The organism is Duganella sp. LjRoot269, from assembly GCF_964254095.1.
Lineage (GTDB): Bacteria > Pseudomonadota > Gammaproteobacteria > Burkholderiales > Burkholderiaceae_D > Rugamonas > Rugamonas hordei.
Genome location: NZ_CAXUSL020000001.1, coordinates 1,867,648 through 1,888,477 on the forward strand (window position 1 = coordinate 1,867,648; position 20,830 = coordinate 1,888,477).

20 protein-coding genes are annotated in these 20,830 nt (G+C 62.9%); 13 read left to right on the forward strand and 7 right to left on the reverse strand.

Going from position 1 to position 20,830, the window contains the following annotated elements; translation table 11 throughout:
• Positions 1-28: 28 nt before the first annotated feature.
• A complete protein-coding gene (locus ACSQ3S_RS08195) occupies positions 29-1,048 on the forward strand; it encodes an NADP-dependent oxidoreductase (RefSeq protein ID WP_436142075.1) in 1,020 nt (339 codons plus the stop codon).
• A 41-nt stretch (positions 1,049-1,089) separates the two neighbouring features.
• Positions 1,090-1,389: a putative quinol monooxygenase gene (locus ACSQ3S_RS08200; RefSeq protein WP_436142076.1), complete on the forward strand. Its 300-nt coding sequence runs from the start codon at positions 1,090-1,092 to the stop codon at positions 1,387-1,389.
• 22 nt (positions 1,390-1,411) lie between these two features.
• Here ACSQ3S_RS08200 and ACSQ3S_RS08205 read toward each other — a convergent pair whose 3' ends face one another.
• Entirely contained in the window at positions 1,412-1,693 is a 282-nt protein-coding gene (locus ACSQ3S_RS08205) for a hypothetical protein (RefSeq protein ID WP_436142077.1), read from the reverse strand.
• A 95-nt stretch (positions 1,694-1,788) separates the two neighbouring features.
• Here ACSQ3S_RS08205 and ACSQ3S_RS08210 point away from each other — a divergent pair, with 95 nt between their 5' ends.
• The 4 genes from ACSQ3S_RS08210 (at position 1,789) to ACSQ3S_RS08225 (ending at position 5,775) form a co-directional block, all read left to right on the forward strand.
• Positions 1,789-2,043, forward strand: a complete 255-nt coding sequence (locus ACSQ3S_RS08210) for a hypothetical protein (protein WP_176655624.1) — start codon at positions 1,789-1,791, stop codon at positions 2,041-2,043.
• A 180-nt stretch (positions 2,044-2,223) separates the two neighbouring features.
• On the forward strand, positions 2,224-2,775 hold the full coding sequence (locus ACSQ3S_RS08215) for a transglycosylase SLT domain-containing protein (RefSeq protein ID WP_436142078.1): 552 nt from the start codon (positions 2,224-2,226) through the stop codon (positions 2,773-2,775).
• Between the two features lie 127 nt (positions 2,776-2,902).
• Positions 2,903-4,129 carry an MFS transporter gene (locus ACSQ3S_RS08220; RefSeq protein ID WP_413448218.1) on the forward strand — a complete coding sequence of 409 codons (1,227 nt, stop codon included), beginning with the start codon at positions 2,903-2,905 and terminating at the stop codon, positions 4,127-4,129.
• Positions 4,126-5,775, forward strand: a complete 1,650-nt coding sequence (locus ACSQ3S_RS08225; protein WP_436142079.1) for a glycoside hydrolase family 43 protein — start codon at positions 4,126-4,128, stop codon at positions 5,773-5,775. The genes ACSQ3S_RS08220 and ACSQ3S_RS08225 overlap by 4 nt, the downstream gene beginning before the upstream one ends.
• 102 nt (positions 5,776-5,877) lie before the next feature.
• On the opposite strand, the gene ACSQ3S_RS08230 is transcribed toward ACSQ3S_RS08225, so the two are convergent.
• From ACSQ3S_RS08230 to ACSQ3S_RS08255, 6 genes are all read right to left on the reverse strand, one after another.
• Entirely contained in the window at positions 5,878-6,159 is a 282-nt protein-coding gene (locus ACSQ3S_RS08230) for a hypothetical protein (protein WP_353400338.1), read from the reverse strand.
• 157 nt (positions 6,160-6,316) lie between these two features.
• Positions 6,317-7,162, reverse strand: coding sequence for a CPBP family intramembrane glutamic endopeptidase (locus ACSQ3S_RS08235; RefSeq protein WP_436142080.1), 846 nt, complete (start codon positions 7,160-7,162; stop codon positions 6,317-6,319).
• 28 nt (positions 7,163-7,190) lie between these two features.
• Entirely contained in the window at positions 7,191-7,640 is a 450-nt protein-coding gene (locus tag ACSQ3S_RS08240) for a MarR family winged helix-turn-helix transcriptional regulator (RefSeq protein ID WP_353400343.1), read from the reverse strand.
• Between the two features lie 116 nt (positions 7,641-7,756).
• The gene (locus tag ACSQ3S_RS08245; RefSeq protein ID WP_436142081.1) at positions 7,757-8,083 is read right to left on the reverse strand and encodes a PilZ domain-containing protein; all 327 of its coding nucleotides are present in this window, start codon (positions 8,081-8,083) and stop codon (positions 7,757-7,759) included.
• Between the two features lie 67 nt (positions 8,084-8,150).
• Positions 8,151-8,405: a hypothetical protein gene (locus tag ACSQ3S_RS08250; protein ID WP_176655632.1), complete on the reverse strand. Its 255-nt coding sequence runs from the start codon at positions 8,403-8,405 to the stop codon at positions 8,151-8,153.
• Positions 8,377-9,006, reverse strand: coding sequence for an SET domain-containing protein (locus ACSQ3S_RS08255; protein ID WP_436142082.1), 630 nt, complete (start codon positions 9,004-9,006; stop codon positions 8,377-8,379). Before ACSQ3S_RS08255 ends, ACSQ3S_RS08250 begins: the two co-directional genes overlap by 29 nt.
• Positions 9,007-9,123: 117 nt before the next feature.
• Here ACSQ3S_RS08255 and ACSQ3S_RS08260 point away from each other — a divergent pair, with 117 nt between their 5' ends.
• From ACSQ3S_RS08260 to ACSQ3S_RS08290, 7 genes are all read left to right on the forward strand, one after another.
• Positions 9,124-10,398, forward strand: coding sequence for a glycosyltransferase (locus ACSQ3S_RS08260; protein WP_436142083.1), 1,275 nt, complete (start codon positions 9,124-9,126; stop codon positions 10,396-10,398).
• A 74-nt stretch (positions 10,399-10,472) separates the two neighbouring features.
• Positions 10,473-10,712 carry a hypothetical protein gene (locus ACSQ3S_RS08265; RefSeq protein WP_176655635.1) on the forward strand — a complete coding sequence of 80 codons (240 nt, stop codon included), beginning with the start codon at positions 10,473-10,475 and terminating at the stop codon, positions 10,710-10,712.
• 91 nt (positions 10,713-10,803) lie between these two features.
• Entirely contained in the window at positions 10,804-14,166 is a 3,363-nt protein-coding gene (locus ACSQ3S_RS08270) for a GDSL-type esterase/lipase family protein (RefSeq protein WP_436142084.1), read from the forward strand.
• Positions 14,167-14,261: 95 nt separating this feature from the next.
• Positions 14,262-15,488 carry a XylR family transcriptional regulator gene (locus ACSQ3S_RS08275; RefSeq protein WP_176655637.1) on the forward strand — a complete coding sequence of 409 codons (1,227 nt, stop codon included), beginning with the start codon at positions 14,262-14,264 and terminating at the stop codon, positions 15,486-15,488.
• Between the two features lie 88 nt (positions 15,489-15,576).
• Entirely contained in the window at positions 15,577-16,341 is a 765-nt protein-coding gene (locus tag ACSQ3S_RS08280; RefSeq protein WP_218088014.1) for an SDR family NAD(P)-dependent oxidoreductase, read from the forward strand.
• Between the two features lie 60 nt (positions 16,342-16,401).
• Positions 16,402-17,406, forward strand: coding sequence for a D-xylose ABC transporter substrate-binding protein (gene xylF / locus ACSQ3S_RS08285; protein WP_436142085.1), 1,005 nt, complete (start codon positions 16,402-16,404; stop codon positions 17,404-17,406).
• Positions 17,407-17,789: 383 nt separating this feature from the next.
• Entirely contained in the window at positions 17,790-20,795 is a 3,006-nt protein-coding gene (locus tag ACSQ3S_RS08290) for a TonB-dependent receptor (protein ID WP_436142086.1), read from the forward strand.
• The last annotated feature ends 35 nt before the right edge of the window (positions 20,796-20,830 follow it).

The following is a 20,830-nucleotide window of genomic DNA, read 5'->3' on the forward strand; positions in this document are numbered from 1 at the left end:
TAGCTCATTTGTAGCCAAGGAGAAAGCGATGTCCATCAACACGATGAAGGCGATTCGGCAGCACGAATTCGGTGGCCCTGAGGTTCTGCGTTATGAGGATGCGCCGCGTCCCGAAGTGAAGCCGGGCGAAGTGCTCATCCGCGTTCAGGCGGTCGGCATCAATCCACCCGACTGGTACCTGCGCGACGGCTATGAAATGCTGCCTCCCGAGTGGCGGCCGCAAGTGTCCTTTCCGGTTATTCTGGGGACGGACGTGTCGGGTGTGGTCGAAGCGGTGGCCGATGACGTGAAGGACTTCACCGTCGGAGACGAAGTGTATTCAATGGTGCGCTTTCCGAGCGGCCTTGCCGGCGACAGCAAGGCTTACGCTGAGTACGTCAGCGTGCCGGCATCGGAAGTTGCGCTCAAGCCGGCCGGCATCGATCACGTGCATGCAGCCGCGGCGCCGATGTCGCTGCTTACCGCGTGGCAGTTCATGATAGAACTCGGGCACAACGAGCCGAACCCGCTTCAGCCGCACACACATGTGCCCGTGCCACTCGAGGGCAAGACCGTCCTGGTCAACGGCGCCGCTGGCGGAGTGGGGCACTTCGCGGTGCAGCTGGCCAAGTGGAAGGGCGCGCGCGTGATCGCGGTGGCGTCAGGCAAACACGAGGCGCTGCTGCGCGAGCTCGGCGCGGATGAATTCATCGACTACACAAAGGCTACTCCCGAGGATGTCGTCCACGGCATCGATCTCGTCATCGACGCGGTTGGCGGCCCGACCACCGGCCGCTTCCTGCGCACGCTCAAGCGTGGCGGCGCGCTGTTCCCGATCTTCCCCTTGGGCTTTTCCGGCGTCGAGGAAGCGGAAAAGCTCAGCGTCACGGTCTCGGCAACCCAGGTGCGCTCAAGCGGGCCGCAGCTCGCAGAGCTTGCGCGGTTGCTCGACGCCGGGACGGTTCGCGCCGTGGTCGACAGCACTTATCCGCTTGCCGATGCCCGCAAGGCGCATGAACGCGCCGCGAGCGGCCATATTCAAGGCAAGCTCGTGCTCACGGTCGCGTGAGGTGGTTTGCCGATTTAATCAAGCAGAACAGGACACGCAAAATGATTATTCTCATGGGTCACCTTCACCTGAATCCATCCGATGTGAAGGAGTTCGTCGCCGATACTCAGGCCGTTTCTGTCAGCACGAGAGCAGAAAAGGGATGCCTGTTTTACAGCGTCACCTTGGATGATGTCGGCGCCGGACGCATGCTGCTCGTCCAGCGCTGGCAAGATCAGGAATCGCTGAAGACTCATCTTGAAACACCGGCAACGGTGAAGTTTTTAACAAAGTGGGCGGACAGGTTCAAAAGCGAGCTTCTCCAGTACGATGTTTCTAATGAGAGAGCTCTCTTCAATTAGACGGCCTGCTCACGTCGTCCGCTTACTTCGGCCGGCCTTGTGCCGGTGAAAGGCGGAACTTTGTTCGACGATCCCCCATGATGGCCTGCAAGTCTGCGACGCTTAACTCGGTGGCCTCATGTATGCGAATGAGGAGCGAGGCGCTGACGGGCAAGCGATGGTGACGAATCTTGCTGATCACCGGTGGCGCGACTTCCAGCGTACGCGACAAGGCAGCATCGTTCTTCAAATGAAGGATATTTTTTAGCGTATCGAGCAGATTACTTGGATTGTACGTTGACGTCAAAGCCATGCGGGTATTCATTGTCAGTCCTTTCGTTATCGGGAAGAATTGATTCTGAGTGTACATATTTGCAAGTCACAAAATCGTTGATGATAAACAAGTTTGATATGCATCAAATGGACCAACTTGCATATGGCTATCATTTCCAAATGGAAAAGCCACCCGCAAATATCGATCACACCTGGTGCCGACGGCGCGACCGCTTGACGGCGCAGCGTATCGACGTCGGGCTCGTGTTCCTGGAAATGCTTGGCGCGACTGATGCCGCAGAATATTTCGCGCAGAGCCGGGTGCCGGACCGCATTGCCGAACGAGTCTTGGTCGGCGCCGGGCGCCGCCGCGACGGTGATTGCTGGCTGAACATCGATTAAATTAGCGGCATGGAGACTTCGAACCGTCCCTCTCCATCGCCGACCCCATAACGAATGGAACTGCTCAGTGCTGCTTTCTCACCTAATCAGGAGGGCGCGGATTGGCCGTTGCGCGGCCATGCGTAGGCTTGTCCCTCACTAGTTCCAACCATTTCTTAACGAATTTAGAGGGAGAAAGTCATGAGGGTATCTACGGTCAATGGTGGGCAGTCGCCGTCTGGCGATTCAAGTTACGGTCAATGGGGGCCGCAAATCCTGGACGGATCCAAGAAAACCGGCATCCCGCCAGCGCTGCTCTATCAACAAATGATGGCCGAGAGTAGCGGCAATCCCAATTCACTGGGTGATGGCGGGAAGAGCTTTGGCCTGATGCAGATACAGCAGGCCACATGGGAAGACTTCCAGAAAAACAACCGCGACAAGTTGCCGCCTGAACTGAAGAACGCCAGCTGGGACCAGATCAAGAACGACCCTCGCTTGAATCTCCTGGCAGGGGCGGCGCTGATGAAGGGCTATCACGATGAATGGGCGGCAAAAGGCTATTCCAGCGACGACGCCTGGAAACTGGCACTCAGGCAGTACAACTCCGGTAGCGTTCCGGATCCGAATAATCTCAGCAATGCCGGCGGCGCGACAGCTGGATACGTGGACAAGATTTGGGGAGCCTATGCATCGGCGCCCGGCTTTAAGGCAAATAACGTTATTGTTCCTGACGATAAGGATATCACGTAGTTCGGCCCCTGCTTGTCGCGAAGTTTGCGCAACCATTTCGATTGGATATTGTGCTATCGTTGCAATCCCATAATAAAGTGGTTGCGCAAACATGCCCTCGCTCAAGATCAAAGGACTACGCTGGTGGATGATAGGTTTGATCATGCTGGGGGCGATCATCAACTATCTGACCCGCAGCACGCTGGCGGTGTCCGCTCCCACGCTGCTCACTGACCTGCACATCACCACCCAGGAATACTCGTACATCACCGCCGCGTTCCAGGGCACGATCATGCTGCAGCCGCTGTGCGGCTACGTGCTGGATGTGATCGGCCTGAAATACGGATTCGCCATTTTCGCGGCGGCCTGGTCGGTCATCTGCATGGCGCACGGCATGGCCACCAGTTGGCAGGGTTTGGCTGCCTTGCGCGGCCTGCTGGGCCTGGCCGAGGGATCGGCCAATCCGGCGGGCATGAAGGCGGTGTCCGAATGGTTCCCGGCCAAGGAGCGCGGGCTGGCGGGCGGCATCTTCAATATCGGCGCGTCCTTCGGCTCGATGCTGGCGCCGCCGCTGGTGGTGTGGGCCATCCTGCATTACAACTGGCAGTCAGCCTTCGTCATCACCGGCGCGCTGGGCCTGGTCTGGGTGGCGGCCTGGCTGCTGCTGTACGACGCTCCGGCCCGCCATCGCCGCCTGTCCGCCGAAGAGGCGCAGCACATCGCCGCCGGCCAGGAGCAGCATCTGCAAGGCAATGGCGGACGGCCGTCGATACTCAGCATCCTCAAGATGCGCAATTTCTGGGGCATCGCCTTGCCGCGCTTCCTGGCCGATCCGGCCTGGGGCACGCTGGCGTTCTGGGTTCCTCTCTACCTGACCACGGTGCGCCATTTCGATCTGATGCAGATCGCCATGTTCGCCTGGCTGCCTTTCCTGGCCGCCGACATGGGCTGCCTGTTCGGGCCGCTGGTGGTGCTGGCGCTGCAAAAGCGCGGCGTGCGGCTGATCAACGCCCGCCGCGGCGCGTTCACGCTTGGCGCCTGCATGATGATGGGTGTGGCCTTTGTCGGTTTCGTGGACAGCCCTTACGCAGCGATCGCCTTGCTCAGCCTGGCCGGCTTTGCGCACCAGACCTTGTCCGTCACCGTCATCACCATGTCGTCGGACCTGTTCCGGCGCAATGAGGTGGCCACCGTGGCGGGCATGTGCGGCACTTTCGGCAACCTGGGTCTGCTGATTTTTTCGCTGCTGATCGGCGGGCTGATGGCGCGCGTCGGCTACACGCCATTTTTTGTCAGCCTGGCGGTGCTCGACCTGCTGGCCGCGTTGCTGCTGTGGTGCCTGGTGCGTGAACCTCTCTCGAAAACATCATCATGATTCAAAACCCCATCCTTCCCGGCTTCAATCCCGACCCGTCCATCGTGCGGGTGGGCGACGACTATTACATCGCCACGTCCACCTTTGAATGGTATCCGGGCGTGCAGATCCACCATTCGCGCGACCTGGTCAACTGGCGCCTGCTGAGCCGTCCGCTCACGCGCGCCAGCCAGCTTAACATGCTGGGCGCGCCGGATTCCTGCGGCGTGTGGGCGCCTTGCCTGAGCTATGCGGACGGCTTGTTCTGGCTGATCTACACCGACGTCAAGCGCTATGGCCGCACGTCGACCGGCGGCGCCACCGGCAGCGCCTCCTTGCGCGACTTCCATAATTACCTGGTCACCAGTCCGGCCATCGATGGGCCATGGTCCGATCCGGTTTATCTCAACAGCAGCGGCTTTGATCCATCGCTGTTCCACGACGACGACGGCCGCAAGTATCTGCTGAACCAGCTGTGGGACCATCGTCCGGGCAGCAACCGCTTCGCCGGCATCGTGGCGCAGGAGTACTCGGTGGGGGAAGGGCGGCTGATCGGCCATCGCGAAAACATCTTCAAGGGTACGGCGCACGGCCTGACCGAAGCGCCGCACCTGTACAAGCGCAACGGCTACTACTACCTGCTCACCGCCGAGGGCGGCACCGGCTGGAACCACGGCGTGACGATGGCGCGCTCGCGCGACCTGCATGGACCGTACGAGCTGCACCCCGACCAGACCATCCTCAGTTCGCGCCATCGCCCCGATGCCGAACTGCAGCGGGCCGGCCATGCCGACCTGGTGGAAACCCAGGACGGCCAGACCTACATGGTGTATCTGTGCGGCAGGCCGCTGCGCAATCGCGGCACGTGCACGCTGGGGCGCGAAACCGCCATCCAGCCGGTTGTGTGGGGCGAGGATGGCTGGCTGCGCACCGCCGATGGACAAGGGACGGCGCAGTTGCAGGCCGCGGCGCCGGCCTTGCCGGAGCACCGCTTCGAGGCCGAGCCTGCGCGCGAGGAGTTCGATGCGGCGCAATTGCCGATAGCCTTCCAGTGGCTGCGCACGCCATGGCCGGAAGAGTTGTTCAGCCTGACCGAGCGGCCAGGCCATCTGCGCTTGTATGGTCGCGAAAGCCTGGGCAGCCAGTTCCGCCAGGCGCTGGTGGCGCGCCGCCAGCAGGCGCATTGCTACAGCGCGTACACCGTGGTTGAATTCGAACCCGAGCATTACCAGCAGCAGGCGGGGCTGGTCTGCTATTACGGCGGCGCCAAGTTCCACTACTTGTACATCACGCACGACGAGGTGGTGGGCAAGCATTTGCGCGTGATGAGCAGCCTGCCCAATCACGTGCAGACGGACACCTTCACGGCGCCGATCGCGCTGCCGCCGGGCCTGCCGGTGCAGCTGCGCGTGGAAGTGGACGAGGAACGCCTGTACTTCGGCTATCGGCTGGACGGCGGCGACTGGCACTGGCTGGCGCAGCAGTTCGACGCCAGCATTCTGTCGGACGAAGCCAACGCGCCCGGCCAGCCCAACTTTACCGGCGCCTTTGTCGGCATGGCGTGCCAGGATATGGCGGGCAGCGCCTTGTATGCCGACTTCGACTATTTCGAATATCGCGAGCGGCCGTATTGCGTCAATCCGATGCGAATGGCCGCGCACACTTGATGGCGCACCGATAGCGACAAGAGCCGCAGCCGTCCGCCTTGAAGCGGAGCGACTGCGGCTCTTGTGATCGCTCAGGCCGTCAAGCGGCCCGGTGTCTGGTGCTTAGCGCGATTTGCTCGACGACGAACCGCTGCCGCCGGACTGCTTGTTGCCGCCGGAAGAGCCGCCGCTCGAACCTTCGTTTTTGTCGTCGTTCTTGTGGCTTTGACGGCCGGCTTCCACATGCTGCTCGTGGGTGCCGCCTTGGGTGCCGCCGCTACCCGACTGCTTGCTGGAGCCTTCATTTTTGGACGATGCGTTGCCTGCGGACGAAGAGCGATTTGCCGACGTGTCATCCGATTTGCTGCTGGTGCCGGTGCTGCCTGATTTTTGATTCGAATTCATGATGATCTCCAGATTGTGGGTGGGTTCCGTCGCCTTCAAATGCGATCGGTGTAATCATCATGCCCGCTCCGGACCGTGCACCATATCAGCGCAATACCGCTGATAAAGTAGGATCAGGATGAGTTCGCCAGCGGACATAGCACCCGGCTCCGTTGCATCAATCCGATATGCGCGCCTGTTGAGACTGCAAGGCGCGGTGCAGCCAGAACGCGGCGGCGGCCGTCATCAGCAGCAGGGTGATCAGCGAACCTTCGACGCCGAACGCGCCGCCGGTCAGCATGGCATTGCCCACCAGCTCGCCGCGCAGCAGGCCGTCGGTGGCCGCGTGGCCGGACACGGTCGACGAGAACACTTCGCTGACGCAGTAGTTCCATGCGACGTGGGAACCGATGCAGACCCACAGGCGGCGTGTCTTCATGTAGAGCGCGGCCTGCAGCACGCCATAGGCGGCCAGCGCGCCCATCGCCAGCAAGGAGACGCCTTCGTTCGGCAGGTGGCCCAGGCTGAACACCGCCGCCGAGATCACGATGGCGGCCTTGCTGCCCAGCGAGCGCTCGGTGACGCCGAAGATCACGCCGCGGAACATCATCTCCTCGGCCATGCCGACCAGCAGCAGCTCGGCCAGCGGCAGCAGCATCATGACGCCGACCGCGTTGACGCCGTCGAAGCGGTAGACGCCCAGCGCCGCCAGCACGGCAAAAGTCATCGCCACAAGCGCTGCGCCGAGCAGCAGGCCGGCACCCAGTTCACGCGCCATGCCCGGCGTCGCCAGCTCGGCCGGCTGGCGTTTTTCGATGCGGCGCACATAGTAGCGGTAGCCGAACCACACCAGCACGGCGGCCAGCAGCTGCGGCCACGCGATGCGGTGGGGCTTGTCCACCAGCTTGGAGGCGATGATCATCGTCAGCGGCACCGGCGCAAAGGTCAGCACCAGGCCGAGCACGATGCGGACCAGCGGGTATGCCATCACGCGCGATGCCACGGTGGGTTTGTTGCTTGTCATGTCCAGAGTATTTTCCATAGCCGCTTTCTTAGGGAGTTGGTCGTACTTTCTTGTTTGCGCTGCGGATGCGGTCGCCAAAGGAGCGCTGCCCCAGCACCGCGATGGCTTGCGCCAGGCACTCGGACAAGGGGAAATCCAGTTCCGCATCCAGGCTGTCCGCCGCGTGCCTGGTCGCTTGCCAGCACGCCTGCAGATGCGGCAGCAGTTCCTCGCCCTGGCGCGTCAGGCGCACCACGCGCTGCCTGCCATCCTCGCCGCTGGCGGCGACCAGCAGCAGGCCTTCCTTCTTCATCAGCGCCACCGTTTGCGTTGCCGCCGGCTGGGTGATGCCGGCCAGCTCGGCCAGTTGGCCGATGGTTGCGCTCTTTTGCTGTACCAGCGCGCGCATGATCGGCGTGTAGCGCGGCCGGTAGTTCAGGCCCGCGTCCACATAGGCTTGCTGGACCGCGCCGTCCAGCAGTTCGATGAGGTGTCGCAATTGGGTTCCGAGTCCTTGTTTCATGCGTTTATGCTATCATATTATATAAGTGCTTATGTAAATATTTAAAAAAATGTCCATCGATGAAGATGGGCCTTATGCGGGCGATTCACCCGTTACGCTTGCAGCAAGCGGTTGATGACGTCCACGCTGGCGTCGTCGATGCGCAGGAACTGCACGCCGGTCTTGAAGCCCAGTTCGGCATCCGCATCGCTGTAGACCACTTGTCCCATCGCCAGCACGTTGTGGCTGGCATCTCCCAGTTGCACCTGGAACGAGACGGCGCAGTATTGCGCCAGCTTGATCTGGCAGTCCGTCTGCAGGCTGACGCCGCCATGCGACAAGTCCACCGTGCTGGCGGCATGGCGGGTCTCGTCGATCATCGTCAGCGTTGCCGCATGGCGTGTCGTGTGGCGGTGGGAGACTCTGGCTTTCTGGCTCATGGCTGGCATCCCAATAGTAGCATTGGGACAAGAATATCAGCCGATGGGCAAGTACCGCAAGAGCTCGCTAAGGGCGTCGTGCCTTGCCGGTCTTGATCGATGCGACGATGTCCGGCGCCGCAGCCTCGGCGGCGGCGTGGGCGGCGGCTTCGTCCGCCAGTTGCTGGCCCACCGCCACGCGGTGCTTGTGCAGCAGGTTTATGCGGTGCATGGGATTGCTGGATGGCGCGAACACCGCGATGTAGGCGCCCCACTGGCTGCAGCCTTCCAGCGGCTCGGCCGAGAACTCGATCTCATAGTTGTCTATGTATTTGGTCGGCATGTTTTTCTCCTTGAGGAACCACCAATGCCTGAGTTGTCGAATCCTCTGCCACGCTGGCCGCCATCGATAACGGCTCCAGCTCCTTCTCGCGTTCCACCGGCTGCTTCTTTTTCCTCGGCTTGGGCGCCAGCATCGTGCCGGTGCAGTTGGCCGCGCCGCAGCGGCAGGCGAAGGCGCGCTTGATCGCCGGCGTGTGGCGGCCTTCGTAGATCAGCGGATACGAATAGCTGAGCTCCTCGCCGCTCTTGATATCGCACAGCGCGTAAATGTAGATGCGCCCCTCGTCCTCGATCGCCTCGCAGTTCGGATCGCACGAATGGTTGATCAGGCGCGCGGCGTTGCCGTGGTCGCCGCCGTCGATCACGTCGCCGTCAGCCAGGCTGAAGTAGAAGGTGTGGTTGTGCGGGCCGCCTCGCAGCGCGGCCCGTTCCTGCGCCTCTTCCCATGAGATCTGCCGGCCCTTGTATTCGATGATGCGGTCGCCGGCCACGATGTCGCGTTGCGCGAATACGCCGTTGCCGTGGACCGTCGAGCGCTTGACGCGATAGGCTTTCTGACGGCGCGGGGTGGGCTGGGCTGCTGCTGGGTGGTCGTCGGTCATGGGTTCTTCGGTTGGATTGAAAGTCGGTCGATACGCTATTCTACGATTCTCTTCCGGCGTCTGCTGAATATTGGTGATCAAGCTACAATCCCCGCTGTTGCAATCACGCGAGACGTCATGAAAATAGGCATGCAGACATGGGGGAGCCACGGCGATGTCCGGCCGTTTCTCGCGCTGGCGGAAGGGCTGCAGGCAGCGGGCCACGAAATCACGTTGTTGATCACCAGTTTCGATAACGCTGCATATGAAGGACTCGCTTCGCGGAACGGCGTAACAATCCGCGTGATCGCATCGCCCGCTATCTCGCCGGACGAGGCCGAAAAGATAGCCCGGACTGCCTATAATACGCGCAATCCGATGACGCAAATGGCCGAAATTCTGCGGCTGTGCTTTGCGCCGGCGGAAGAGGCCATGTTCGCGGCGGCCCAGGAGCTATGCGCGGACGCCGACCTGCTGATCGGCCACTACTTCATGCATCCGCTGCAAATCGCGGCCGAGCAAGCCGGCCGGCCCTATGTCAGCGTGCTGCTGTCGCATGCGGCGATCCCGAGTGCGTTCAACCATCCGCTGGGGATTCCTTTGGGCCGCCTGGGCAATCGGGCCTTGTGGTGGCTGACCAGGACGCTGCTGCATCGGGCCGCCGGCCATTATCCCAACAGGCTGCGCAAACGCCTCGGCATGCGTCCGACGGAGGATATCGTGACGGAAGTCTGGCTGTCGCCGCACCTGACGCTGGCGGCGGTCAGCCCGCAGATATGCGAGCGGCAGCCGGACTGGCCGCCGTCGCTGCAAGTGTGCGGTTTCCTGGATATGCCCAACATCGAACTGGAGGGGCGTTTGCCCGAGACGCTGGCATCGTTCCTGGCCGCCGGCGCGAAGCCGGTCTACATGACCTTTGGCAGCTGGATGCCGCGCGACCTGGCCAGCCAGAGCGAAACGCTGCGCCTGCTTACCGATGCGGCCAGGTCGGCGGGCTGCCGCGCCATTATCCAAAGTCCCGGCTGGCGCGAATGCGGCTTCGAGTCCAGCGACCAGGTGCTGTATGTCTCGGGCGGGCCGCACCACTTGATCTTCCCGCGATGCCAGGCCGTGGTCCATCATGGCGGCGCCGGAACAACGCAGTCGGCCACGCTTGCCGGCAGGCCATCCGTTGTGGTGGCACACATCAGCGAGCAGGAGCACTGGGGGCGGGAATTGCAGCGCATGGGCGTGGCCGGCGGGATAAGCAAACGGCGCAGCCTGACAGCCAGGCAGTTGGCCGGCCGGCTCAGGCTGGTGCAGGACACGCCGGAAATGACAACCAGGGCGGAAGCCATTGCCAGGGCGATGGCGCTCGAGGACGGGGTTGCGCAAGCCGTCAGACATATCAATGAGCGATTCGGCTGCGACTAGTGGACTCTTGCGGGCGACACCGCGATTCGTCCTGACATACAATTGCAGCCACCAGTCCCGGACGAGGAAACAACATGAATCCAGTTCACGACAGACGCCAGCGTGCGCAGCAAACGTCGGACACTGCGGGCTGGCACTCGCTCGAGTTCATCGTGCGGCAAGCGCTGGAAGTGCAGCGGGATATCGGCACGCCCGGCGCCGTGGAGTTTTTGCAGGGTATGGGCATCAACCCGAAAGTGATCACCCGCGTGCTGGCGCCCGATGCGAAGATACGCGCAGCGGACCAGCTTGCGCTGCGCCGTACGCCCGACTGAAATCATTGCCCCCCTTGGTGAATTTCGCAATTGCCGCGCCATAGGGCAGCTTGCAGAATGTCCTTATAACAAAATAGCGAGACATTCCCCTATGAAAATCCCGAACTGGCGCCTGGCGGCGTCGCTGGCCGTATTGTCGACCTCCGCGCTGGCGGCCGCGCCTCAGGAATTGAAAGTCTATACCGGCCAGCCGCTGGATTCGGGGCATGTGACGGTGGCGAACTTCGAGACGACCATGCGGCTCGACGGCGACACCGCCGTGATCCCGCCGTCGCTGACGATACCGTCCAACCATGTCGTCGCGAGCAAGGCCGGCCAGGGACTGACCCTGAGCTTCAAGGACTCCTGGTATGCCAGCCTGGGCGTGGAAGGCGACAAGCCGGTCGATCTGCGCCCCTACCTGGCGCGCGGGGTGCTGGCGCTGGACGTCAACGTCAAGGAAATGTCGCACGGGGGCCTCAGCTTCGCGCTCGGCTGCGGCGAAAAATGCAGCCGCAACGTGCCCTACGTGATCCCGGCGCGCGCGATGGAGGGCAAGGGCTGGCAGCACGTGGTGTTCCCGGTCAGCTGCTTCGTGCACGACGGTGACGATCTCAGCGCCATCACGCGGCCGTTCCTGCTTGACGCCACCGGCACCGGCGAGGTGTCGGTGGCCAACATCCGCTACCAGGCCAGCGGCAAGCCCAACGCCAGCTGCCCCGACTACAAGACGGTGTCGGTCACGCCGGACAAGCTCAACGAATCCTGGTCTATCGACTGGTGGACTCCGCGCCACGAGAAGAAGCTGGCCGAAGCCAAGGCGCTGGGCAAGAGCGCGCAGGTGGTCTTCATCGGCGATTCCATCACCGAGGGCTGGGAGAAGAGCGGCGCGCCGGTGTGGGAGCGCTATTACAAGCCGATGAACGGCCTGGCGCTGGGCTTCGGCGGCGACCGCACCGAGAACGTGCTGTGGCGCCTGCTGCACGGCGAAGTGGACGGCATCGCGCCGAAGGTGGCGGTGCTGATGTTCGGCACCAACAACACCGGTCATCGCCACGAGGATCCGAAGACCACGGCCATCGGCATCAAGCGCAATATCGACGAACTGCGCCGCCGCCTGCCGGACACCAAGATCCTGCTGCTGGCGATCTTCCCGCGCGGCGCCACGCCCGACGACGAGCTGCGCCGGATCAATGAGCAGGTCAACGGCATCATCTCGGGCTTTGCCGACAACCAGCATGTCTTCTTCCTCAACATCAACAAGGAATTCCTGACGCCGGACGGCACGCTGTCGAAGGACATCATGCCGGACCTGCTGCATCCGAACGAGAAGGGCTACGAGATCTGGGCCCGGTCGATGGCCCCGGAACTGAAGCGGCTGATGGGCGCCGGCGAATCCTACGCATGGGGCAACGTGGCCATCGGCGGCAGCGGCTTCGTCTCGGGCATCATCACCAGCAAGACCGAGAAGGGCCTGATCTACGCGCGCACCGACGTCGGCGGCGCCTACCGCTGGGACGGCGCCAACAAGCGCTGGATCCCCTTGCTGGACTGGGTATCGGACCAGGAAACCGGCCTGCTGGGCGTGGAGTCGATCGCGATCGATCCGAGGGCGCCGGCCAAGGTCTACCTGTCCACCGGCATCGCCTACATGAACGGCGGCGCCAGCGCGATCCTGAAATCCAGCGACTACGGCAAGACCTTCACCAAGATCGACGTGACCGGGCAGTTCAAGGTACACGGCAACGGCATGGGGCGCGGCAATGGCGAGAAGCTGCAGGTCGATCCGGCCAACGGCAAGATCCTGTATGTCGGCACGCGCGCCAACGGCATGTTCAAGAGCGTGGACGAGGGACTGACCTGGCGGCACCTGGATGCCCTGCAGGTCGACACCACGCCCAACAAGAACGGCGTGAGCTTCGTGGTGCTCGACCCGGCCAGCGCCGGCGGCAAGGCCAATGACAAGGACAGGGAAACATCGCGCATCTTCGCCGGCGTGTCGCGCTACGGTTCGGTCGGCGCCAACATGTATATGTCCAACGACGCCGGCAAGACCTTCACCGCGCTGGCCGGCGGCCCGACCGCGTTGATGCCGCAGCGCGCGGTGCTGGCGAAGGGCAGCCTGGTGGTGGTCTACGCGCAGGGCGCCGGCCCGTGGGGCGACGTGGCGCACGGCGAGGGCATGGAGCAGGGCCAGGTGTGGAAGTACGATATCGCCGCCGCCAGGTGGAGCAACATCTCGCCGCCGCTGAACCGCGCCTATGCCGGCATCACCGTCGATCCCGGCAACCCGGACCGCATGATCGTCTCCACCATCAGCTACTACGGCCAGCCCCATACCATGGGCGACAAGTTCTTCGAGACGCTGGACGGCGGCCAGAGCTGGAAAAGCATCGTCGACCAGGGCGTGCGGATCGACGCCAACGGCGTCAGCTGGATCGCCGGCAGCTTCATCCACTGGACCGCCAGCATCGAGTTCGATCCGTTCGACACCAACACCGTCATGGTCGTTTCCGGCAACGGCATCTTCAAGTCCACCGATATCCACGCCGCGCCGGCGGTGTGGAAGTTCGAGGACGCGGGCCTGGAGGAATCCGTGCCGCTGAACATGATCAGCATACCCGGCGGCCCGGCCATCTCGGCCATCGGCGACTACGACGGCTTCCGCCATACCGACGTCACGCAATACGCGCCCATCCACACGCCGACCATGGGCACCACCTGGGGCCTGGACTATGCCGCCGGCAATCCCAAGGTGGTGGCGCGGGTCGGCGGCGAGATGTACCTGTCCGGCGACATGGGCGTCAGCTGGAAGAAAACCGCCAGCCTGAAAGGCAAACAGGGCCAGCTGGCCCTCAGCGCGGACGGCAAGGTCATCGTGCACAGCCCGGCAAAATCCGCCGTCAGCTACTACTCGGCCGACGCCGGCGACAGCTGGAGCGCCGTCAAGGGACTGGACGGCGGCCGTCCGGTCGCCGATCCGGTCAACCCGCGCAAGTTCTACGCCCTGAGCGGCGCCAAAATGCTGGTAAGCGGCGACGGCGGCGCCAGTTTCGCGCCGGCGGGCGGCCTGGCGTCGGCCCATGGCTCGAAGGTGGTGCGCGCGGCGCCGGGCCGGGAAGGGGATGTCTGGGTCGCGCTGTACGATGGCGGCCTGGCCCGTTCCACCGATTCCGGCGCCAGTTTCGCCAACCTGGGCAACGTCGGCTATGCGGCGGCGGTCGGCTTCGGCAAGGCCGCGCCGGGCGCCGGCTATCCGGCCGTCTACATCTGGGGCTCGGTGGGCGGGGTGCGCGGCCTGTTCCGCTCGACCGACACCGGCGCCAGCTGGCTGCGCGTCAACGACGACGCCCATCAATACGGCGGCCCCGGCGACGCCCAGTTCGTCGTCGGCGACGCCAATACCTTCGGTGTTGTCTTTATGAGCACGGCCGGCCGGGGCATCGTTGTTGGCCGTCCGCAACGTCTCCTATAAAAAATTCATATAGCTGATTGCGTTTTTTTCATTCCTGTATTTTCTCGTAGGCATGCACAATATCCAGTGCTTTCCTGACCGAGGTAGGATGAAAAATGCAGAAGAAGTCACATCGGATTGCGCTGCTGTTTAATGCAAACAAGATTTTTGATCGTGAAGTCATTGCAGGCATCGCGTCTCATCTGAGCAGCACCCGTGCATCCTGGGATTTATTCCTGGAGGAAGACTTCCGCCTGCGCCTGCCCGGCATCGAGCATTGGCAGGGCGACGGCATCATCGCCGACTTCGACGACCCGGCCGTGGCCTCCGCACTGGAGCGCAGCCGCATTCCGGTGGTGGCGGTCGGCGGCTCCTACGCCAGGGAGGCCGACTATCCCGGCTCCATCCCCTACGTCGCCACCGACAATTTCAAGCTGATCAAGATGGCCCACGATCACCTGATCGAGGCCGGGCTGCGCCATTTCGCCATGTTCAGCCAGCCGGAAGCGCAGGAAAACCGCTGGGCGCAGGAGCGCGAAACCGCCTTCCGCACGCTGATGCGCAAGGACATGATGGAGCCGCAGATCTACCGCGGCCTGGGCACCAGCGCGCCGTCGTGGGACGAGGCGGTGGAGCAGCAGATCAAGTGGCTGCACAGCCTGCCGAAGCCGGTCGGCATCATCGCCGTCACCGACGCCCGCGCGCGCCAGCTGCTGCAGGCCTGCATCATGGCCGGCATCGAGGTGCCGGAGCAGGTGTCGCTGATCGGCATCGACAACGACCCGCTGGCGCGCATGCTGACGCGCATTCCGCTCAGCTCCGTGATCCAGGGCGCGCAGGAGATGGGCCGCACCGCCGCGCACCTGCTGGACCAGATGCTGCACGGCGTGCGCCTGGCCGGCACGCGCATCCTGGTGCCGCCGGTCGGCATCAACGTGCTGACCTCGACCCGCCACGAAACGCCGAAGCACCCGCACGTGATGCGGGCGCGCCACTTCATCCGCCAGTACGCCTGCCAGGGCATCAAGACGCACCAGGTGGCCGAGTATGTCGGCATCTCGCGCTCGTCGCTGGAGTCGTACTTCCGCCAGGAGCTCGATTGCAGCGTGCACGACGTGATCCTGCGCTTCAAGCTGGACGCCGCCACCGATATCCTGGCGCGCGGCGAACGCAGCATCTCCGACGTGGCGCTCAGCTGCGGCTTCACGTCGGTGCAGTACATGCACGCGGTGTTCAAGCGGGAGCTGGGCTGCACGCCGCGCGCCTACCAGGACCGGGCGATGCTCAACTGCGCGCCCAAAGGCGACGGCGCGACTGTGACGGATCTGCGCAGCGTCGCCTAAATCATGATCGGGATTGGTGAGTTTCATAATTGCCGTCACTGGTGAATCGGGTCAGAATCCTCCACGCAGTTTGCCTGGAGATAAGACCTTGGAAAAAAATATCAATGCAATTTACCCCGGCCTGGCCGGCAAGCGTGTCGTCGTCACCGGCGGCGGCAGCGGCATCGGCGCCGGCATCGTCGAGGCGTTTGCGCGCCAGGGCGCCCGCGTCCACTTCCTGGACATCGCGGAGCAGGAATCGTTCGCGCTGCAGGCCGCGCTTTCCATCCTGCCCACGCCGCCAAGCTACATCCGCTGCGACCTGACGAATCTCGACAAGGTGGCGTCGGTGTTCGCCGACATCGGCCCGGTCGACATCCTGATCAACAACGCCGCCAACGACGACCGCCACAAGGTGGGTAATGTGAGTCAGGGCTATTGGGACAACCGCATGGCGGTCAACCTGCGCCATCATTATTTCTGCGCCCAGGCGGTGGTGCCCGGCATGCGCGAGCAGGGCGGCGGCGTGATCCTGAACTTCGGTTCGATCTCGTGGCACCTGGCCTTGCCGGAGCTGACCCTCTACATGACGGCCAAGGCGGCCATCGAAGGCATGACGCGCGGCCTGGCCCGCGATCTTGGTCCGCACAACATCCGCGTCAACAGCATCATTCCCGGCGCCGTGCGCACGCCGCGCCAGGAAGCCCTGTGGCATACGCCGGAGGAGGAGGCGCGCATCCTGGCCGGCCAGTGCCTGCCGCAGCGCGTGGAGGTGGAGGACGTGGCGGCGCTGACCCTGTTCCTGGCCTCCGATGCGGCCGGCCGCTGCAGCGGCCGCGAATATTTCGTCGACGCCGGTTGGTACGGCGCTTGATAGCTGGATAAGCTAATATGCTGTTGGGGCTCAGACCCAGGCCAACAGGAGACGGAATCAATGAAGAAATTACTCAGCGCGGCGGCCATCGCCGTCATGATGGCGTGCGCCGGCGGCAACGCCATGGCCGACGCCAAGAATCCAAAGATCGGCTTCTCGATCGATGACTTGCGCCTGGAGCGCTGGGCGCGCGACCGCGACTACTTCGTCGCCGCCGCCGAGCAGCAGGGCGCCAAGGTGTTCGTGCAATCGGCCGACGCCAGCGAGCAGCGCCAGATCGCCCAGATCGAGAACCTGATCTCGCGCGGCGTGGACGTGCTGGTCATCGTTCCCTTCAACGCCACGGTGCTGAACAACGCCATCCGCGAAGCGAAGAAGGCGAAAATCAAAGTCGTTTCGTACGACCGCCTGATCCTCAACGCGGACATCGACGCCTACATCTCCTTCGATAACAAGATGGTCGGCGAGATGCAGGCGCAGGGCGTGGTGGCGGTGAAGCCCAAGGGTAATTTCTATCTGCTGGGCGGCGCGCCGACCGACAACAACGCCAAGATGCTGCGCGAAGGCCAGCTGAAGGTGCTGCAGCCGCTGGTCGACAAGGGCGATATCAAGATCGTCGGCAAGCAGTGGGTCAAGGACTGGAGCCCGTCCGAGGCGATGTCCATCATCGAAAACGCGCTGACCGCCAACGGCAACAAGATCGACGCCGTGGTCGCGTCGAACGACGCCACCGCCGGCGGCGCGATCCAGGCGCTGGCGGCGCAAAAGCTGGACGGCAAAGTGGCCGTCTCCGGCCAGGACTCCGACCTGGCGGCCGTCAAGCGTGTGCTCGCCGGTTCGCAGACGATGACCGTCTACAAGCCGCTCAAGCTGATCGCCTCGGAAGCGGCCCGGCTGTCCATCCAGCTGGTGCGCGGCGAGAAGCCGGCCTACAATTCCCAGTATCAGAACGGCTTTAAACAAGTCGATACGCTGCTGCTCAAACCGACGGCGCTGACCAAGGCCAACATCGACCTGGTCGTCACCGACGGCTTCTACACCAAAGCGCAACTCGGCATCAAGTAAGCCGCGCCACATCCTCCAGTCCCGCCTGCGCGCGGCCCGCATCGCCGGGCCGCGCGCCTTTATGCTGCATGCCCTGTCGGATGCACGCTACGCTTGGCCATTATCATTCTCGGCGTTGGTGAATTTCGCAATTGCGGCCATGAGGGGTAACTTGCAAAATGGTCTCATAGCATCGGATGGCCCGGCGCCCCGCCAGAACCGCCATCACGATAAAAAAACGACGAGCGAGACCAGATCAATGAAGACCGACTACCAGCGCCATTTCGCGCCCGCGGGCAGATTCGCCCTGCGCTTCCCTACTGAATAACCACAAGCAGGTAACTAGCACCCATAACAAATGGCCAACGAGCCATGAAATATTCGTATAACTCTGGAGAGTGTAGATGAAACAGTTCAATAAAACCGGGATCGCGCTGGGCGTGATGGCAATGATGTCCGGCACAGTGGTGTATGCACAAACCGCAACCGCGCCCGCCAAGACCGACGCCCCGACGACCGAACCGGTGGCGGTGATCGTGACCGGCCAGCGCGCTGCGCTGCAGTCGGCACAGAAGATCAAACAGAATTCCGACGAGATCGTCGACTCGATCGTCGCCGAAGATATGGGCAAGCTGCCCGACCGTTCGGTGACCGAGGTGCTGCAGCGCGTCGTCGGCGTGACCATCGACCGCACGATGTCCAAGGGCGACCCGGAGCACTTCTCGGTCGAAGGTTCGGGCGTATCGATCCGTGGCCTGAGCTATGTGCGCTCCGAATTGAACGGCCGCGATTCGTTCTCCGCCAACGGCGGCCGCTCGCTGAACTTCGAGGACGTGCCGCCGGAACTGGTGGCCGGCGTTGACATCTACAAGAACCCATCGGCGGAGCAGGTCGAAGGCGCCGTCGGCGGCCTGGTGAATCTGCGCACCGCCATGCCGTTCGACTACAAGGGCTTCAAGGCCTCCGTCTCGGCCGACCGCACCTGGTCGGAACTGAAGAAGGGCAAGACCTCGCCATCGGCTTCGGGCCTGGTGTCGAACCGCTGGAAAACCCCGCTCGGTGAAATCGGCGCCTTGCTGGACCTGGCCTACTCGGAAAGCGGCACCCGTACCGACGCCTTCCAGGTCGAGCCTTACTATCCGCTGAAAGACGCCAAGGGCAATACCGTCTACGTACCGAAAGGCGCGCAATGGCGTACGCTGGAATTCAACCGCAAGCGCGAAGGCGCATACGGCGCGCTGCAATGGAAGAAGGACGACTGGGCCAGTTCCCTGACCTACTTCAAGTCGAAGTACGAAATGCAGTGGGACGAGCAGGCGATCTTTGCCCAGTCCAGCCCCTACAACATCAAGGTTTCGCCTGACGCCACCTTCAATTCCAAAGGCGCGCTGCAGACCGGCACCCTGACCGATCCAACCGACGGCGGCATCAATTTCGGCGACGATACCCGTACCTCGAACCGCAAGTCCGATACCACCGATCTGTCGTGGAACCTGCGCTGGCGTCATGACAACTGGACCGTCACCACCGACGTCCAGCACATCAAGGCCACCACCCGCAGCGTGGACTCCACCGTGGCCACCGGCGTCACGATGCCGAAGGAGACGCTGGACCTGAGCGGCAACGTGCCGAAGATCCTGTTCACCGATGCCGACCGCGCTTACCTGGCCGACCCGAAGAACTACTACTGGGCGTTCACCATGGAACACCTGGACCAGAGCAAGGCCAATGAAACCGCGTGGCGCACCGACGCCAAGTACGATTTCGATAATCCTGTGCTGCGCGACTTCCGCTTTGGTGTGCGCCTGACCGACCGCGACGCGGTGACGCAGAACTCCAACCCGAGCTACAACTGGGCGGCCATCACCCAGCCATGGCAGGTGGGCTGGGATATCAGCAAACTGGCGTCGCTGGGCGACCCGCGCTTCAGCGGCAATACCAACCTGCACTCGTTCAATAACTTCTTCAACGGCGGCGTGTCCGTGCCTTCCGTGGTGTTCCCGAACGTCTCGCTGGCGCAAGGCTTCCCGGGCAGCTACGCGCAGCTGCACACCTACCACGACATCCTGTGCAAAGAGCAAAATCCTACCGGCACCTGCGCCCCGTGGAAACAAGCGACCTTCGGTGCGGACAACTATGCCGGCACCAACGACCAGTCGGAAAAGACCAAGGCGCTGTATGGCCAGTTGCGCTTCGGCTGGGATAACCTGAAGTATCCGATCGACGGCAACATCGGCCTGCGCTACGTCAAGACCGATTCGAGCGCGCGCGGCTACACGGTGTTCACCTCGACCGCGCCGAACGGCGGCAACCAGGTTGGCGTGCCGGTCCCGAACATCCTGCCGTTCGCCCAGGTCAAGGATTACGAGAACGACTACCACAACTTCCTGCCTAGCCTGAACCTGCGCCTGAAAGCGACCGACACGCTGCAGTTCCGCTTCGCCGCCGCATCGGCGCTGTCGCGTCCGGACTTCACGCAGCTGCAGGGTTACACCACGCTGTCGGAAACGGCCAACACCTCGACCAATACCGCCACCGGCGTCACCACCGTCAACAGCGTCAGCCTGACCGGTACCGGCACCGGCAACCCGCTGCTGCGTCCGACCACCTCCAAGCAGCTCGACGCGACCATGGAGTGGTACTTCGCGCCTACCGGTTCGTTCACCGCGACGGTGTTCAACAAGCGCCTGAAAGACATCGTGGTCAACCAGACCTACGTGGTGCAGCTGCCTGACACCGCCGGCAAACAGCACGACTTCACGGTCACCGGTCCGGTCAACGGCGCCAAGGGTTATGCCCGCGGCTTCGAGCTGGCCTTCCAGCAGTACTTCGACAAGCTGCCAGGCGTATGGTCCGGCCTGGGCGTACAAGCCAACTTCACCTTCGTCGACAGCAAGCGCGATCTGTACAAGCCTGTGTATCAGAAGTACTGCACCGGCGGGAACACCGCGGACAACGTCAACCTGAACCTGAACGGCTGCGACACCAACGGCACCACCTTCGGCGATCTGCCGCTGGAAAACCTGTCGCGCCAGACGTATAACCTCGCGCTGCTGTACGATAAAGGCCCGATCTCGGCTCGACTGGCTTACAACTGGCGTTCGAAGGCGCTGCAGGCGGTCAACGTCAACGGCACCCAGGGTACGGACGGTCTGGATACCAATCCTGCCAGCCCGACCTACGGCCAGACCAACGTCGCATGGGGCCTGCCTACCTGGTCCGACTCTTACGGCCAGCTCGACGCGTCGATGTTCTACAAGTTCACCGACAAGCTGCAACTGGGTCTGGAAGCGCAGAACCTGACCGACTCGACCTACAAGCAGCTGATGCAGCAAAATATCGGTATGATGGGCCGCGCATGGTTCAAGACCGGCCGTCGCGTGGTGGCAAAACTGAGCTACGACTTCTAAATCACGAAAGGCTTTAACCAGATGAAGCACACCGC

What these genes read in the sequence shown, in the direction of transcription:
- ACSQ3S_RS08245 (WP_436142081.1), bottom strand. Translation starts at nt 8,083, where the DNA reads ATGAGCCAGAAAGCCAGAGTCTCCCACCGCCACACGACACGCCATGCG.
- ACSQ3S_RS08230 (WP_353400338.1), bottom strand. Translation starts at nt 6,159, where the DNA reads ATGAATTCGAATCAAAAATCAGGCAGCACCGGCACCAGCAGCAAATCG.
- ACSQ3S_RS08260 (WP_436142083.1), top strand. Translation starts at nt 9,124, where the DNA reads ATGAAAATAGGCATGCAGACATGGGGGAGCCACGGCGATGTCCGGCCG.
- ACSQ3S_RS08235 (WP_436142080.1), bottom strand. Translation starts at nt 7,162, where the DNA reads ATGACAAGCAACAAACCCACCGTGGCATCGCGCGTGATGGCATACCCG.
- xylF (WP_436142085.1), top strand. Translation starts at nt 16,402, where the DNA reads ATGAAGAAATTACTCAGCGCGGCGGCCATCGCCGTCATGATGGCGTGC.
- ACSQ3S_RS08290 (WP_436142086.1), top strand. Translation starts at nt 17,790, where the DNA reads ATGAAACAGTTCAATAAAACCGGGATCGCGCTGGGCGTGATGGCAATG.
- ACSQ3S_RS08265 (WP_176655635.1), top strand. Translation starts at nt 10,473, where the DNA reads ATGAATCCAGTTCACGACAGACGCCAGCGTGCGCAGCAAACGTCGGAC.
- ACSQ3S_RS08255 (WP_436142082.1), bottom strand. Translation starts at nt 9,006, where the DNA reads ATGACCGACGACCACCCAGCAGCAGCCCAGCCCACCCCGCGCCGTCAG.
- ACSQ3S_RS08210 (WP_176655624.1), top strand. Translation starts at nt 1,789, where the DNA reads ATGGACCAACTTGCATATGGCTATCATTTCCAAATGGAAAAGCCACCC.
- ACSQ3S_RS08270 (WP_436142084.1), top strand. Translation starts at nt 10,804, where the DNA reads ATGAAAATCCCGAACTGGCGCCTGGCGGCGTCGCTGGCCGTATTGTCG.
- ACSQ3S_RS08250 (WP_176655632.1), bottom strand. Translation starts at nt 8,405, where the DNA reads ATGCCGACCAAATACATAGACAACTATGAGATCGAGTTCTCGGCCGAG.
- ACSQ3S_RS08195 (WP_436142075.1), top strand. Translation starts at nt 29, where the DNA reads ATGTCCATCAACACGATGAAGGCGATTCGGCAGCACGAATTCGGTGGC.
- ACSQ3S_RS08215 (WP_436142078.1), top strand. Translation starts at nt 2,224, where the DNA reads ATGAGGGTATCTACGGTCAATGGTGGGCAGTCGCCGTCTGGCGATTCA.
- ACSQ3S_RS08220 (WP_413448218.1), top strand. Translation starts at nt 2,903, where the DNA reads ATGATAGGTTTGATCATGCTGGGGGCGATCATCAACTATCTGACCCGC.
- ACSQ3S_RS08275 (WP_176655637.1), top strand. Translation starts at nt 14,262, where the DNA reads ATGCAGAAGAAGTCACATCGGATTGCGCTGCTGTTTAATGCAAACAAG.
- ACSQ3S_RS08205 (WP_436142077.1), bottom strand. Translation starts at nt 1,693, where the DNA reads ATGAATACCCGCATGGCTTTGACGTCAACGTACAATCCAAGTAATCTG.
- ACSQ3S_RS08200 (WP_436142076.1), top strand. Translation starts at nt 1,090, where the DNA reads ATGATTATTCTCATGGGTCACCTTCACCTGAATCCATCCGATGTGAAG.
- ACSQ3S_RS08225 (WP_436142079.1), top strand. Translation starts at nt 4,126, where the DNA reads ATGATTCAAAACCCCATCCTTCCCGGCTTCAATCCCGACCCGTCCATC.